The sequence below is a fragment of the Draconibacterium sediminis genome (genome assembly GCF_000949475.1).
GTDB classification, from domain to species: Bacteria; Bacteroidota; Bacteroidia; order Bacteroidales; family Prolixibacteraceae; genus Draconibacterium; species Draconibacterium sediminis.
The window spans coordinates 546480-561511 of sequence record NZ_JRHC01000004.1; the positions used below are offsets into that span (position 1 = coordinate 546480).

A 15032-nucleotide genomic window follows, 5' to 3' on the forward strand; every position below is an offset into this window, starting at 1 on the left:
AAAGATGGAAAATATTAACCTGATAGATACTTTTGCCGAATTTAAGGAGCTGAAAAACATTGACAGGGTTACAATGATGAGCGTGCTGGAAGACGTTTTCCGCAGTGTGCTTATCCGTCAGTATGGAACTGATGAGAACTTCGATGTGATTATCAACATTGATAAGGGCGACTTTGAGATTTGGCGAAACCGCGAAGTTGTTGCAGACGACGAGATTGAAGATCCGAATTTGCAAATAACTTTAAGCGATGCGCTGAAAATTGACGACGATTACGAAGTAGGCGAAGAAGTTACCGACGAGGTTAAATTAGCCGATTTTGGTCGTCGTGCCATTTTAAATTTGCGTCAGAACCTGGCCAGTAAAATTCTGGAACTGGAGAAAGACCATATCTACGGAAAGTATAAAAATAAAATTGGCGACATTGTAACCGGTGAAGTTTATCAGGTTTGGAAAAAAGAAATTTTGATTCTTGATGACGAAGGAAACGAATTGATCCTTCCAAAATCAGAGCAAATTCCATCTGATTATTTCCGTAAAGGCGATAACGTTCGCGCAATTGTATATAAAGTTGAATTACGAAATAACAACCCGCTAATTATTTTGTCGCGTACAGCACCGGCTTTCCTCGAGCGTTTGTTCGAGTTGGAAATTCCGGAAATTTTCGATGGTTTAATTACCATCAAAAAAATTGTTCGTGTACCGGGCGAGCGTGCTAAAGTTGCCGTTGAATCGTACGACGAACGTATCGATCCGGTTGGAGCATGTGTGGGAATGAAAGGATCGAGAATCCACGGAATCGTTCGCGAGTTGCGTAACGAAAACATCGATGTGATTAATTATTCATCGAACCTTCAGTTGTTTATTAAACGAGCACTGAATCCGGCGAAAATTAATTCGATTAAAATTCTGGAAGACGATAAAAAAGCAGAAGTATATCTGAAACCGGAAGAAGTTTCGCTGGCAATTGGTAAAGGCGGATTAAATATTCGTTTGGCCAGCCAGTTAACCGGATACGAGATCGATGTTTATCGTGAGATGGAAGAAGACGACGAAGATGTGAACCTGGATGAGTTTGCAGACGAAATTGAAAGCTGGGTAATTGATGCGTTAAAAGGAATCGGTTGCGATACCGCCAAGAACGTATTAAACATCCCGCGTGCTGAATTGATTAAAAGAACCGACCTGGAAGACGAAACAATCGATGAGGTTCTGAAAATCCTTAGTTCAGAATTTGAATAATAACCATCAATACAGATTGGTTTTTGTTCATACAAATTAGAAAAGTAAATAAAGAATTATATGGTAGCAGGCAAAACAACAAGACTTAGTAAACTTGCAAGACAGTTCAACGTAGGTATTCATACCATTGTTGAGTTTTTGCATAAAAAAGGGTACGAAATCGATTCAAACCCTAATACTAAAGTTGCAGAAGACGCCGTGCAACTTCTTGAAAAGGAATATAAAGTAGATATTACAATCAAGAAAGAGTCGGAAAAAATGAACCTGAAAAGTCAGCGTCCAAAGAAAGAAGTGATTTCGATGGAGCCCGAAGCTGAAGAACAGGAGAAAAAAGAACCAAAGATTGAAGAGCCTGCTGCTGTAAAAAAGGTTGAAGAAAAACCGGCAGAAGAAGTTATTAAAAAACCTGAGGTGAAGGTTAAAGTGCTCGACAAGATTGATCTGGATGAGCTTAACAAACCGAAGAAGAAGGTTGAAAAACCAGTAGAAGAGAAGCCTGTCGAAGTTAAAGCCGAAGAAAAGAAACCTGAAAAACAGGTTCCTGTAAAAGAAGAAATAAAAGAGGCGCCTGCAGCCGAAAAGAAAGAAGAACCGGCACCGAAAGCAGAAAAAGAGGAAGCTGCACCAAAAGCCGAAAGTACACCAAAAGAAAAAGTGGAAGACCTTATTGAAACAACTGCTCCAAAGTCGGACGACAAGATAAAGGTAGTGGGCAAGATCGATCTGAGCAATATGAATCAGAAAACACGCCCTGCCAAAAAAACAAAAGAAGAACGCGAAAAAGAGCGTCAGGAGCGCAAGAAACAACGAATTGCCGAGCGCCAGGGACCAGAAAAAGACAGGGATGAAAATTCAGGAGTTATAAAGGCAAAAGTTAACAAGCTGAATGGTCCAACCATTCTTGGTAAAATTGATCTTCCTGAAAAGAAACAAGATGCCGGAAATCAGGGTGATAGAAAAAAACGCAGGAAACGTATTTCTAAAGAAACCGGAAAGGTTACTGTTGACAGACAACAACAGCAGCAAAAACCAGGCGATCGTCCGAGAGGAAAATTCCAGGCAAATAAACAAATACCAGGAAAGAAAAAACGACCACTTAAAAAAGAGGTTAACGAAGAGGACGTACAAAAGCAAATTAAAGATACACTTGCCCGCTTAACAACAAAAGGCAAAACTAAAAAAGGAGCAAAACACCGTCGCGACAAACGTGCCGCTGCCAGCGAAAGAATGCAGGCCGACATGGAACAGCAAATGCTGGAACAGAACATTCTTAAAGTTACCGAGTTTGTTACTGTTGCCGAACTGGCTACCATGATGAATGTTGGCGTAAACGAAATTATCTCGTCATGTATGTCATTGGGGCTGTTTGTTTCCATCAACCAGCGTCTTGATGCTGAAACACTCGCTGTTGTTGCCGAAGAATTTGGGTACAAAGTAGAGTTTGTTAGTGTTGAAATTGCTGAAGCGATTGAGGAGGAGGAAGACAATCCGGAAGATTTAAAACCTCGTCCGCCAATTGTAACTGTGATGGGACACGTTGACCACGGTAAAACATCGCTGCTCGACCATATTCGTAGCACAAACGTAATTGCCGGAGAGGCTGGTGGTATTACCCAGCATATTGGTGCATACCACGTAAGCCTGGAAGATGGCAGAATGATTACTTTCCTTGATACTCCGGGTCACGAGGCGTTTACCGCAATGCGTGCGCGTGGAGCACAGGTAACCGATATTGCAATTATTATTGTAGCAGCCGACGATAATGTGATGCCACAAACCATTGAGGCGATCAACCACGCATCGGCAGCGGGAGTTCCAATTGTTTTTGCAATTAACAAGATCGATAAACCGGGAGCAAATCCTGAAAAGATAAAAGAAGAACTGGCCAATATGAATTACCTGGTTGAAGAGTGGGGTGGTAAATACCAGTCGCACGATATTTCGGCCAAAAACGGAATTGGTATTGAAGAGTTACTTGAAAAAGTATTGCTTGAAGCCGAAATGCTTGAGCTGAAAGCCAATGCAGATAAAAAGGCGCAGGGAACAATTATTGAATCGGAGCTCGACCGTGGTAGAGGTTACGTTTCAACTTTATTGGTTCAAAGCGGTACACTTCGTGTTGGCGATATTATTATTGCCGGTCAGTATTACGGCCACGTAAAAGCAATGTTCAACGAACGTAACCAAAACGTTAAAGAGGTTGGCCCGGCGCAACCTGCAATTATTCTTGGATTGAACGGAGCACCACAGGCGGGTGACAAGTTCAATGTAATGGAGAATGAGCGCGAGGCAAGAAGCATAACCAATAAACGTGAGCAACTGGCCCGTGAGCAAGGATTGCGTACGCAGAAACACATTACGCTTGATGAGATTGGCCGTCGTATTGCAATTGGTAACTTCCAGGAGTTGAACCTGATTGTTAAGGGTGACGTTGATGGATCTATCGAAGCACTGTCTGATTCATTGATCAAGTTATCAACCGAAGAAATTCAGATCAATATTATCCATAAAGCAGTTGGTCAGATCTCTGAATCTGATATTTCGCTGGCTGCCGCATCAGAAGCGATTGTAGTTGGGTTCCAGGTACGTCCGTCGTTGAATGCACGTAAAATTGCCGAAAGAGAACAAATTGATATTCGTTTGTACTCGATTATTTACGATGCCATTAACGAGATTAAAGCAGCAATGGAAGGTATGCTTTCTCCGGAAATTAAGGAGGAAATTACCGGAACTGTTGAGGTACTGGAGGTGTTCAAAATCACGAAAGTGGGAACTGTTGCAGGTTGTATTGTTCGCGATGGAAAAGTTACACGTAACTCGAAAGCTCGTGTAATTCGCGATGGTATTGTAATCTACGACGGAATATTAGGTTCACTGAAACGTTTTAAAGAAGACGTAAAAGAGGTGAAAAACGGCTACGAGTGTGGATTGAATATCGAGAAATTCAATGATATTAAAGTTGGAGACCACGTTGAAGCTTACCACGAAATTGAGGTAGCAAAAACATTGTAAGAAAATCGTAGAAACGAGATATGAAGAGGCCGGGTTATCCCGGCCTTTTTTGTTATCCCTAAATTATTAACAATCAATGTTTAATTTCATAAACGAAAAAGGTAGCTCCGGGCGTTCTCTAATTATTACTTTTGACAAAAAGATAGAAAAATGAAGCGGTACCTCATAATCATACTCCTTATTTTAGTCGCGGCAGTGGCAGGGTTTCTCTATTTTACAAAAGAAGAGGTGGCTTTCACCAAAGAGTCGCCTTTATATAAAGCTGTGCCTTTGTCGGCGCCGCTGTTTCTTGAGGCCGACGGGCTAAAAGCTATTCCAACTGATAATCCTGTGGTAATGGAATTATCGGGAATTCCCGAATTCAATAACCTGTTGAACGAAGTATCGGGCATACAGAATGTTATCGAGAGTGAACCCGAGATTCAGAAACAACTTGGTAAACGGCCGGTTGTACTGGCACTCGATTTTGTTGGGAAGAATGTTTTGTATCCGGTTGTAATAAGCAACCTGAAAAGTGCCAAAGAGCGCGAGGGACTTGAGCTTTTAATTGAGAAGCTCACGGGAATTGCACGAACTTCTTTTCAGAAACGGAACTATAACGGTTATGCCATAATCGATGTTTTTGATTCGGATGGCGAAAATGTATTGAGCTATAGTGTTGCCGGAAACCTGGTAATTATTAGTCCCGAAGTAATTTTGGTAGAGAAATGTATCAGGCAACTCGATGCGCCGGGCATTACCGATAATCGATACTTTAATCTGGTAAACCGCACCGTTGCCAATCAATCGGAGGTTGCCTGGTATATTAACCACAGGCGTTTTCCTGAGTTTTGGGCCAATTTACTCAATTCCACAACAAAAAAGAAGGAGAACGAATTTGGTGAAACCGATCGCGTTAACCTCAAAAACGACGTGTTAAAAATTAAAGATTACGCCAGTTGGAGTGAGTTGGATTTGAGTTTTCACGACAATCGCTTAACATTAAACGGAATTACGGCTGCCGACGATTCGCTGAATCATTTTCTATCGGTTTTACAGGGGCAGGAAGCAGTGAGTAGTAATGCCGATCGTTTGTTGCCAAAATCAACATCGTTTTACATTGGATTTTCATTTTCCGACAGAGACCTGTTTTTTAAAAACCTGGAGAACTATTTTGTGCACTCCGAGGCATATTACGACCGGGAAGAGAAGATAAAAATGATGGAGCAAAATTTCCGTACTGATAGTCGCGAGAAATTAAGAAGCCTGGTAAAAGACAGGGTGCTGGCAGCCATAACTTCTATTCCTACAGAGGCAGAGATGGGCTCGCTTTTTATTTTAAGTGGCCAGTCGAGGAAAGAAAGTCAGGAGCTTTTTGAAGGAATGCTGGCGAATTATGCCAAACGAAAAGATATTGAATTTGAAAGTATGGTGAGCACGTATAAATCGTCAGACGAACAAAACTACCGGATATACGAATTCCCTTATCCAACGCTGCCGGGAATCTGGTTGGGTGGAGCATTTGATTTTGTGCGTGCCCGGTTTGCTGCCTTCCGTGAAGATCAACTGATTTTTGCCAGCTCGGCAAAAGTGTTGGAAAAATACCTCGACGATATGGATTCGGGAGAAACATTACGAACAGATTCCGACTATGAAACGATTAACAAAGCGGCCGAAAGCAAAGCGAACCTGAATGTTTATGGCAATATAAATAATCTTTATGCGCTTCGCCACGATTTATTTAATTCTGGCATAAACAAAGGCCTGGAGAAACATGAAGAGATATTCAGAAAGTTTAATGCCATATGCTGGCAGGTGGTTTGCGAAAACAACATTTATTTTAACGCGCTGAATCTGGGTTACCGGCAGAAGCCGAAAAACGATGTTCGCGCAAAATGGCAGTGCCGGTTAGGAGCCGAAGTGGCCATAAAGCCACAAGTTGTAATCAATCATACGAATAAAGCGAATAAGGAAATAATTGTTCAGGATGTAAATAATCAACTGCATTTAATTGATGCTGATGGTAAAATTATTTGGAGCGCACCGGTTAGCGGAAAAATTTTGGGGCAGATTCACCAGGTGGATTATTACAACAATGGTAAATTGCAATACCTGTTTAATACCAGCGAAAAAATTTACCTGATCGACAGAACCGGAACAAGTGTGGCCAACTTCCCGGTTATTCTGAAATCGCCCGCTACCAACGGTATCAATGTGTTTGATTATAACAACAATAACCAATACCGTTATTTTGTGGCTTGCAAGGATAAGAAGGTTTATGCTTACAGTCACGACGGGTCAATTCTCAACGGTTGGATATTCGATAAAACCAGCGGAACGATTACGGCCCCGATTCAGTTTTTCAGGGTGAGCAATAAAGATTATATTGTTTTTAGCGATGAAAGCCAGGTTTATATCCAAAACAGAAGGGGTGAGACACGTGTAAATTCATCAGCAAAATTTTCACCATCGGCAAACGAAATAACTTTAAATACACAAGGTGTACCCAAAATGGTAACCACAAGCAATGATGGAGATGTTTTCTACCTGTTCTTCGACGGCAAATTTGCACAAAAGAAAGCCGGTAAATTTTCATCAGAGCACCAGTTTGAAGTGGATGATATTAACGGAGACGGAAAGCCGGAGTTTGTCTTTATTGACGAAGACGGGCTGTTTGTTTTCAACGAAGAAGGCGATAAGCTATTTGAAGAAGAGTTCGACAATAATTTGTTGGCAGTAAATCTGTATTCTTTTACAGCAACCCAAAAAATGATTGGTGTAACCGATGCTGATGAAAACGAGATTTATTTGTTTGATGCAAAGGGAAAACAGTACGGCGGATTTCCGTTGAACGGTAACAGTGAATTTGCGATTGGGCAATTAAAAAATGGTGGACCGCTGAGCCTGGTAGTTGGCGATGATGATGGAAACCTGTTGTGCTACGAGTTGGAATAATTACAGAATAGCCAAAATGGCTTCAGAAATGAAATAAAAAAAACCACGAAATAAATTCCGTGGTTTCCATATTGTCGTGTAAGTTATCGATCAAATAATCAGCATAGCATCGCCATATGTACCAAAACGGTAGTCGTTTTTAGTGGCAACATCGTAAGCTTCCATTACAAAATCGTATCCGCCAAATGCGGCAACCATCATCAGTAATGTTGAGTATGGCAAGTGAAAGTTTGTAATCATGCTGTTTGCGACGCTAAACTCGTAAGGAGGGAAAATAAATTTGTTTGTCCATCCTTCAAATGGCTTCAAAAATCCTTGTGTTGATACCGAGCTTTCAAGTGTACGCATTACCGTAGTTCCCACGGCACAAACATTACGTTTCTCTTGCTTTGCGTTGTTTACCATCTCACAGGCTTCGTTTTTTATCCAAATCTGCTCCGAGTCCATTTTGTGTTTGGTAAGGTCTTCAACATCAACACTGCGGAAGTTTCCTAAACCAACATGCAAAGTAACGTATGAAAAATCAACACCTCTGATCTCCAAACGTTTTAACAACTCGCGGCTAAAGTGCAAACCGGCTGTTGGTGCAGCAACTGCGCCTTCGTGTTTTGCAAAAATAGTCTGGTAACGATCCTTGTCTTCAGGTTGTACCGGGCGGTTGATAAATTTTGGAAGAGGAGTTTCTCCCAGGCTGTAAAGTGTTTGCTTGAATTCGTCGTAAGGACCATCAAACAAGAAACGTAAAGTACGACCGCGCGATGTAGTATTATCAATTACCTCGGCAACCAATAAATCGTCGTCGCCAAAATACAGCTTGTTACCAATACGTATTTTACGTGCCGGATCAACCAAAACATCCCACAAACGCTGCTCGCGGTTTAATTCGCGAAGTAGAAAAACTTCGATTTCTGCTCCGGTTTTTTCTTTGTTACCATACAAACGTGCGGGAAACACTTTGGTATCGTTAAAAACCATCACATCTTTATCATCAAAATAATCAAGCAGGTCCTTGAACAATCTGTGTTCAATTGTTCGTGTTGCTCTGTTTAGCACCATAAGTTTCGATTCGTCTCTGTTATCCGCCGGGTGCAAAGCAATCTTTTCCTGTTCTAAATTGTACTTGAATTTTGATAACTTCATATTGTAATTTATTTATTAATAGTCATTTTTAAGCGATCTGCAAAGATAATACAGTCAGTTGGTTTTTTAATTCAGAATCACGTTATACGGCGATATTTTCAATTGGTTTCATTTAAATTTAAGTTTTCCAGAAAAAAATCCACCTTAAAAGCATCCTCCAGTTTGTAATCGCCAATTCTTGTTCTAATTAATCCGGTTAAGTAGGCGCCGCAATTTAATGCCTCGCCAATGTCGCGTGCCAGCGATCGGATGTAAGTTCCTTTGCCACAAACAACCTTAAGTTTTACCTCCGGAAGATTAAACGATTCAATTTCAATGCTTCTTATAACAATCTTTTTTGCTTTAAGTTTTACATCTTCGCCATTTCGGGCATAATCGAATGCGCGTTTACCTTTTACTTTTACTGCCGAAAACACCGGTGGTACCTGATCGATCTCTCCGATAAACTGCGGCAGTATATTTTCAAAGCTTTCTCGTGTTACATGCGAAAAATCGGCCTGGCTGTCTTCTTCTGTTTCCAGGTCGAATGAAGGAGTTGTTGCCCCGATTTTTAGGGTTGCGATGTACTCTTTTTCACCAAGCTGTAACTCTTCAATCTTTTTTGTGGCTTTGCCTGTGCACAAAAGTACCAGTCCGGTTGCCAGCGGATCAAGTGTTCCGGCATGGCCAACTTTCAACTTTTTTATTCTCATCATTTGGCACAGGTTATACCTTATCTTGTTAACCACATCAAACGATGTCCATTCCAGTTCTTTATCGAAAAGCAAAATTTCCCCGCCAGGGAAATCGTATGTTTTTTTGAAATCGGGCATTAAGAATCTATCTTCCAGTAAATTAAGCCTGTTTTGAAAAATCAGGCTGCAAAGATAGCAATTAGCCCAATAAGAGCGCAATAAATTGCAAAATAAATTAATTTACCACGTTTTACGATTTTTATCATCCACGAACAGGCCAGCCATCCTGAAATAAAAGCACTTACAAATCCGATGAGTAAGGGGAGTAAATCAACTTTGGTTGACTTTAGTTCGCCTGTTACAATGTCGAGAAAAGCAGCTCCTAAAATGGGTATTAAAACCATAAGGAACGAAAAACGGGCAACATCTTCTTTTTTACCTTTTAACAGTAAGCCCGTTGCAATGGTCGATCCGCTTCGTGAAATTCCCGGCAAAACAGCCAGCGTTTGGGCAACGCCAATTAGCAGTGCTTTGCCAAAGGTGATCTTCCCATCGCTTTTTTTAACAAATTGAGTAAGGGTAAGTAAGCAGGCAGTAAAAAGCAACATGCAACCCACAAAAAATAAATTGCCGGTAAAAAGGCTTTCCAGCTTATCGCGAAACATAAAACCGACAATAACTATTGGTATAGACGAAAACAAGAGCTTGCTGATATATTCGGTTGAGTCGTTCCATTGAAATGCAAATAGATCTTTGCAAAGTAGCGCAATGTCTTTTCTGAATACAAGAATGGTGCTCAGTACCGTTGCCACATGAACGGTTAACACAAAAAGTAAATTGTTTTCATCTTTAATTCCCAGAAGCGCGTGTCCAATTTCAAGATGTCCGCTGGAGCTAACGGGAAGAAATTCGGTAAGTCCCTGGATGATACCGAGAAGTAATGCCTGGAGTTCAGTCATAAAAAATGGAGGTTAATCGTCTTTTGGTTTTTTCATAATGGCATAAATCTCGAATCCAAAACCTAAAAGCAACAGGATTGGAGCCAGCGTAATCCGGCGAAAACTAAAAATTTCTTCGCTAAAAACATTGGGATCATCGCTCCCGCCACCGGCCATTAATATAAATCCAATAACGATTACGGCAAAACCAATTGCCATGAGTTTATAGTTTTCTTTGCCCAGTGCAAAGCCTGCAGTTTCCTTTACTTCTTTACTTTTTTTTGCCATTATTTTCTGTAATTGGTGGGGTAAAGATAATTAATAAAATAATTCATCAAATTTCATACGAAGGAATTTGCCCAACGCCAGCCACGTTGATAAAAACGAGATGGTAAAACCCAATATAAAAACAATGCCTGCAATTAGAGCGATAGTTTGCAGATCGGCAAAATTTACCAATCCGTAAAGTTCTTGTTTATAGAAATAAATGCTGCCAATAAGAATGGTGTTTGCCAAAATTCCGCCAAGCGCACCAAGGAATAAACTTTTAATTAAAAATGGTTTGCGAATAAAACCTTTACTGGCACCAACCATTTGCATGGTGTTTATGGTAAAACGCTGCGAATAAATCAACAGGCGAATGGTGTTATTAATAAGACCAAAGAATATAAATGTGAGCAGTCCGCTTAAAATCAGCAGGGCCACGCTTATTTTTCTTACGTTTTCGTTAATCAGGCTAACCAGGTTTTTTTGGTAATACACTTCGGTAACCTGAGGGTGCTCCAAAAACCGCTGTTCCAAAAACTGAAGACTGTCGGTATGGGTGTAAGCGGCATTTAATTTAATATCAAGCGAAGCAAATAGCGGGTTATAACCCAGGAACCCCTGGAAATCTTCGCCCAATTCGTTTGTTAATTCTTTGGCCGCCGATTCTTTATCAATGTAGTTTACTGATTTTACAAAGTCGGCAGCGCTTAAAACTTTTTGAAGTCGAATGATTTCAGTCTCCCGCAAGTCGTCGGCCAAAACGAGGGTGAACCCGATTTTTTCGCGCACATAATCCGATAGCTTTTTGCTGTTAATTAGAATGAAACTGAGTATGCCCAGCAAAATAAGCACAAGCGTAATACTGGTTAACGAAGTAATCCAGGAGTTGAAAAAACGCTTTTTAAACTTTTTAGGTTTTTTGCTCATGCTGTTACAAAATTTCTGTCTCTTACAAATGTAAATAATTTTGTGAGCGACAATAATTTCGCCCTGGCTTCTTTTTTTTACATCGGGGTGTTAACATTAAATTCATCTGAAGCAAAAGTCGCGAAGCCTGCAGCATATGGCAATTTCCAGCCGTTTTCAGAGAAGGAATACTAATCGGTCAGAAAATCATTTAACTAATTGAAATTTTGACTGTTATTTCTTTGGAAATCCAAAAAAAGAGAATACTTTTGCAGTCCCGATTATTATCCTTAGAAATAAGGAGTGTAAATAGTTGATTTTCTTGGAGTAAAGCAGTTTGTCGAAAAATTCCGTTGAGACAAAAAATGCGGCGAAAAGTAAAATCAGAAGTGTTTTAAACAATAAAAAATTAGAAAAGTGGACACACTTAGTTATAAAACTGTTTCGGCGAATAAAGCTACCGCAAACAAAGAGTGGGTAGTTGTTGATGCCGAAAATATGGTATTGGGACGTTTGGCAAGTGTAGTTGCCAAAATGTTAAGAGGTAAATACAAGCCAAATTTCACACCTCACGTTGATTGTGGCGATAACGTAATTGTTATCAATGCTGAAAAAGTAGCATTAACCGGTAAAAAAATGTCGGACAAAGTATATGTTCGTCACACAGGTTACCCGGGTGGACAGCGTACTATGTCTCCTCAAGATATTTTAGCTAAATATCCAGAGCGTTTGGTTGAGAAAGCCGTAAAAGGTATGCTTCCTAAAAATAAATTGGGTAGCGCTTTATACCGAAATTTGCATGTAGTAGTTGGTGCAGAGCACAAATATGAGGCTCAAAAACCAAAAGTTGTTGATTTAAATACGATTAAATAATGGAAGTAGTAAACACAATCGGACGTAGAAAAACAGCTGTTGCTCGTATTTACGTAAGCGAAGGTAAAGGAAATATTACCATTAATAAAAGAGAACTTAAAGAGTACTTTCCTGCAGAAACATTGCAATACATTGCTATGCAGCCGCTAAACCTTTTAGCAGTTGCAGAGAAATATGATATTAAAGCAAATCTTGATGGTGGTGGTCCAAAAGGTCAGGCAGAAGCTTTCCGTTTGGCTGTTACCCGCGCATTAATGGAAATCGATCCGGAGTCAAGACCACAGTTGAAAGCTGCAGGTTTTGTTACCAGAGATCCACGCGAAGTTGAGCGTAAAAAACCTGGACAACCAAAAGCAAGAAAACGTTTCCAGTTCTCAAAACGTTAAGATTATTATTTATCAATTTATATGGATCTAAAACGGCTGTGATTCCGTCGGTTGACGGACTACTCAGCGGTTGCTTTTAGAGCATAGAAAAAGTAAACAGATGCCAAAAACAAATTTTCAAGAATTATTGGAAGCAGGTGCACATTTCGGTCACCTGAAAAGAAAGTGGAATCCAAACATGGAGCCTTATATCTTCATGGAGAAAAACGGTATCCACATTATCGACCTGCAAAAAACAGTTGTAAAAATTGATGAAGCTGCTGCAGCTATCAAACAAATTGCAAAATCAGGCCGTAAAGTGTTATTCGTTGCCACTAAAAAGCAAGCCAAAGAATTGGTTGCCGAGCAAGTTAAAGAGGTAGGAATGCCTTACGTAACTGAGCGCTGGCCAGGAGGTATGCTTACCAACTTCCCAACAATCCGTAAAGCGGTTAAAAAAATGATCTCCATCGATAAAATGATGAAGGACACAAGTTGGGATAACCTTTCAAAACGCGAGAAATTACAAATCACTCGTCAGCGTGCGAAACTGGATAAAGTATTGGGTTCAATCTCAGACCTTACCCGTTTACCTGCTGCATTATTTGTTGTTGACGTATTGAAAGAAAAAATTGCTGTTCGCGAAGCAAAAAAATTGGGAATTCCTGTATTTGCTATTGTTGATACGAACTCAAATCCTGATGATATCGACTTCGTAATTCCAGCTAACGATGACGCTTCTCAGTCAATCCGCATTATTGTGGGTGAGATGTGCGACGCAATTAAAGCTGGATTGAGCGAGCGCAAAATTGAAAAAGATAAAGAAGACGAAACTGAAGAAGCTCCTAAAAAGAAGGCAGCAAAAGCAGAAGAAGCTTCTGAAGAGTAAGTAAAGGTTCAGTAATATATAAACCATTTAAAAGAAATTTTAATTATGTCTTTTACAACAGCAGACGTAGTAAAATTGCGTAAAGTATCAGGCGCAGGGATGATGGATTGCAAAAATGCCCTGAAAGACGCCGAAGGTGACTTCGATAAAGCACTGGAAATCATCCGCGAAAAAGGTAAATTAATTGCTAACAAACGTGCAGACAGAGACGCCGCTGAAGGTGTTGCTCTTGCCAGTGCAACTGAAGACGGTAAATTCGGTGCGATAATCGTATTGAATTGCGAAACTGACTTTGTTGCCAAAAACGAAAGCTTCGTGGTATTTGCTGAGAAAATTCTTGCAAAAGCATTGGAAGCTAAACCTGAAAGTTTGGAAGCATTAAAAGCGATTGAGATTGACGGTTCTACAATTGAAGCACTAATTACTGAGCAAACTGGTGTAACTGGTGAGAAACTTGACCTTTCGTACTACAAATGTTTAGCCGACGAGGCTGTAGTTCCTTACATTCACCCTGGAAACAAATTATCAACACTTGTTGCTTTCAATAAAGCAGTTGATACTCAGGTAGGAAAAGATATCGCGATGCAGGTTGCTGCTATGGCTCCTGTTTCAGTTGACGAAGCATCTATTCCACAAGCTGAAATTGATAAGGAATTAGAGTTCGCAAAAGAAAAATACCGCAAAGAAGGTAAGCCGGAAGCAATGCTTGAAAAAATTGCTCAAGGTTCGTTGAACAAGTGGTACAAAGATGTGACACTTATCAATCAGGCTTTTGTTAAAGATGGAAAAATGTCTGTAAAAGAATACCTGAAAGGTGCAGATGCTGAGTTAGCTGTAACAGCTTTCGACCGCTATACTTTGAACGCTTAATACAAAGCAAAAGAATATATTTAAAGCCATTCGGGAAACCGGATGGCTTTTTTTATGCCAATGTCCCATCCTGAAATGTGTCGACACAAGCACGAATCATTACGGTATATATAATAATTAAAGGAGCGCTACAGTAGGATTAAAAGATGAGCTATAAATTCCACGTCCGCAATAAAAGATGAATGGGCATAGAAAATCAATCATTATTGTAATGTCTTCGGCATTGGAGGTCTCAGGGGAAAAGTAGTGATTCTATGTTCGGTCTTTTCGTGTGTCATCAACCGAGGAAATATTTTCGAGAATTATTCGACGACTTGAGCTTTGAAGAGACATCGGTTTAATAAATAGTTGCATATTGCTTGGAACTAACCAGTATGCCATCTCTCAAATGTACTGGCGGAAAGCACAGCTAAAGTAGGAGTTTGTTTTATACCTCACTTAAATAAGGAGAAGAGGAGAGAGGGCCCGATTGGAAGTCAGAAAATTTATTAGTTGTAAAAAGAGATTTAGATTCAGTATATATTAAGCTTGACAGAAACTCTTTTGGGTCATTTAGAGCAGAAAATCTGCTGATAAAATAAAAAGTTCGAATAAAGCATCCCATTAAAATTACTGGTCACACTTATTTCAATTAAGGATAAGGGTATGTTCTGAACGGGCAGGGCCGGTTTTTTGCGAGATTATATATAATAGAACCGGGGAGAACACATGGAGGATCGATGTTTGCCAATAATTATGCCGCAATAATATGTGATTCTATTCTGAAATTGTTTGTGTTTCCGCGAAAAGTTGCTTGATAAAGCAGGCATTTCTTGCTTTATATTTAATACCATCCTAAAAGATGTGGCGATAAACCAGGAATTAAAAGTCCTGATCAAACCCGAAAGCATAGCATTATCAAAAGAGCCGGTCCAAAATATCTCG

General features: G+C 40.1%; 12 protein-coding genes. 7 read left to right on the top strand and 5 right to left on the bottom strand.

Going from position 1 to position 15032, the window contains the following annotated elements:
- The first annotated feature begins 4 nt into the window (after positions 1 to 4).
- The 3 genes from nusA (at position 5) to LH29_RS16730 (ending at position 7186) form a co-directional block, all read left to right on the top strand.
- Positions 5 to 1240 (top strand): transcription termination factor NusA, encoded by a 1236-nt coding sequence (gene nusA / locus LH29_RS16720; protein WP_045031844.1) that lies wholly within the window; start codon positions 5 to 7, stop codon positions 1238 to 1240.
- A gap of 60 nt (positions 1241 to 1300) precedes the next feature.
- A complete protein-coding gene (gene infB, locus LH29_RS16725; RefSeq protein WP_045031846.1) occupies positions 1301 to 4252 on the top strand; it encodes a translation initiation factor IF-2 in 2952 nt (983 codons plus the stop codon).
- Positions 4253 to 4402: 150 nt separating this feature from the next.
- Entirely contained in the window at positions 4403 to 7186 is a 2784-nt protein-coding gene (locus LH29_RS16730) for a PQQ-binding-like beta-propeller repeat protein (RefSeq protein WP_157493735.1), read from the top strand.
- A gap of 90 nt (positions 7187 to 7276) precedes the next feature.
- On the opposite strand, the gene queA is transcribed toward LH29_RS16730, so the two are convergent.
- The 5 genes from queA to LH29_RS16755 form a co-directional block, all read right to left on the bottom strand.
- The gene (gene queA / locus LH29_RS16735; protein ID WP_045031851.1) at positions 7277 to 8326 is read right to left on the bottom strand and encodes a tRNA preQ1(34) S-adenosylmethionine ribosyltransferase-isomerase QueA; all 1050 of its coding nucleotides are present in this window, start codon (positions 8324 to 8326) and stop codon (positions 7277 to 7279) included.
- 98 nt (positions 8327 to 8424) lie between these two features.
- Complete coding sequence (truB, locus tag LH29_RS16740; protein ID WP_045031853.1) at positions 8425 to 9138, bottom strand: tRNA pseudouridine(55) synthase TruB; 714 nt, start codon at positions 9136 to 9138, stop codon at positions 8425 to 8427.
- A gap of 41 nt (positions 9139 to 9179) precedes the next feature.
- Positions 9180 to 9959 (bottom strand): undecaprenyl-diphosphate phosphatase, encoded by a 780-nt coding sequence (locus LH29_RS16745; protein WP_045031855.1) that lies wholly within the window; start codon positions 9957 to 9959, stop codon positions 9180 to 9182.
- 12 nt (positions 9960 to 9971) lie between these two features.
- On the bottom strand, positions 9972 to 10226 hold the full coding sequence (locus LH29_RS16750; RefSeq protein WP_045031856.1) for a DUF3098 domain-containing protein: 255 nt from the start codon (positions 10224 to 10226) through the stop codon (positions 9972 to 9974).
- Between the two features lie 30 nt (positions 10227 to 10256).
- Positions 10257 to 11132 carry a cell division protein FtsX gene (locus tag LH29_RS16755; RefSeq protein ID WP_045031857.1) on the bottom strand — a complete coding sequence of 292 codons (876 nt, stop codon included), beginning with the start codon at positions 11130 to 11132 and terminating at the stop codon, positions 10257 to 10259.
- A 396-nt stretch (positions 11133 to 11528) separates the two neighbouring features.
- Here LH29_RS16755 and rplM point away from each other — a divergent pair, with 396 nt between their 5' ends.
- From rplM to tsf, 4 genes are all read left to right on the top strand, one after another.
- The gene (rplM, locus tag LH29_RS16760; protein ID WP_045031858.1) at positions 11529 to 11984 is read left to right on the top strand and encodes a 50S ribosomal protein L13; all 456 of its coding nucleotides are present in this window, start codon (positions 11529 to 11531) and stop codon (positions 11982 to 11984) included.
- Positions 11984 to 12370: a 30S ribosomal protein S9 gene (rpsI, locus tag LH29_RS16765; RefSeq protein WP_045031860.1), complete on the top strand. Its 387-nt coding sequence runs from the start codon at positions 11984 to 11986 to the stop codon at positions 12368 to 12370. Before rplM ends, rpsI begins: the two co-directional genes overlap by 1 nt.
- Positions 12371 to 12470: 100 nt before the next feature.
- Positions 12471 to 13238: a 30S ribosomal protein S2 gene (gene rpsB / locus LH29_RS16770; RefSeq protein ID WP_045031862.1), complete on the top strand. Its 768-nt coding sequence runs from the start codon at positions 12471 to 12473 to the stop codon at positions 13236 to 13238.
- Positions 13239 to 13283: 45 nt separating this feature from the next.
- The gene (gene tsf / locus LH29_RS16775) at positions 13284 to 14108 is read left to right on the top strand and encodes a translation elongation factor Ts (RefSeq protein WP_045031864.1); all 825 of its coding nucleotides are present in this window, start codon (positions 13284 to 13286) and stop codon (positions 14106 to 14108) included.
- Positions 14109 to 15032 lie beyond the last annotated feature (924 nt).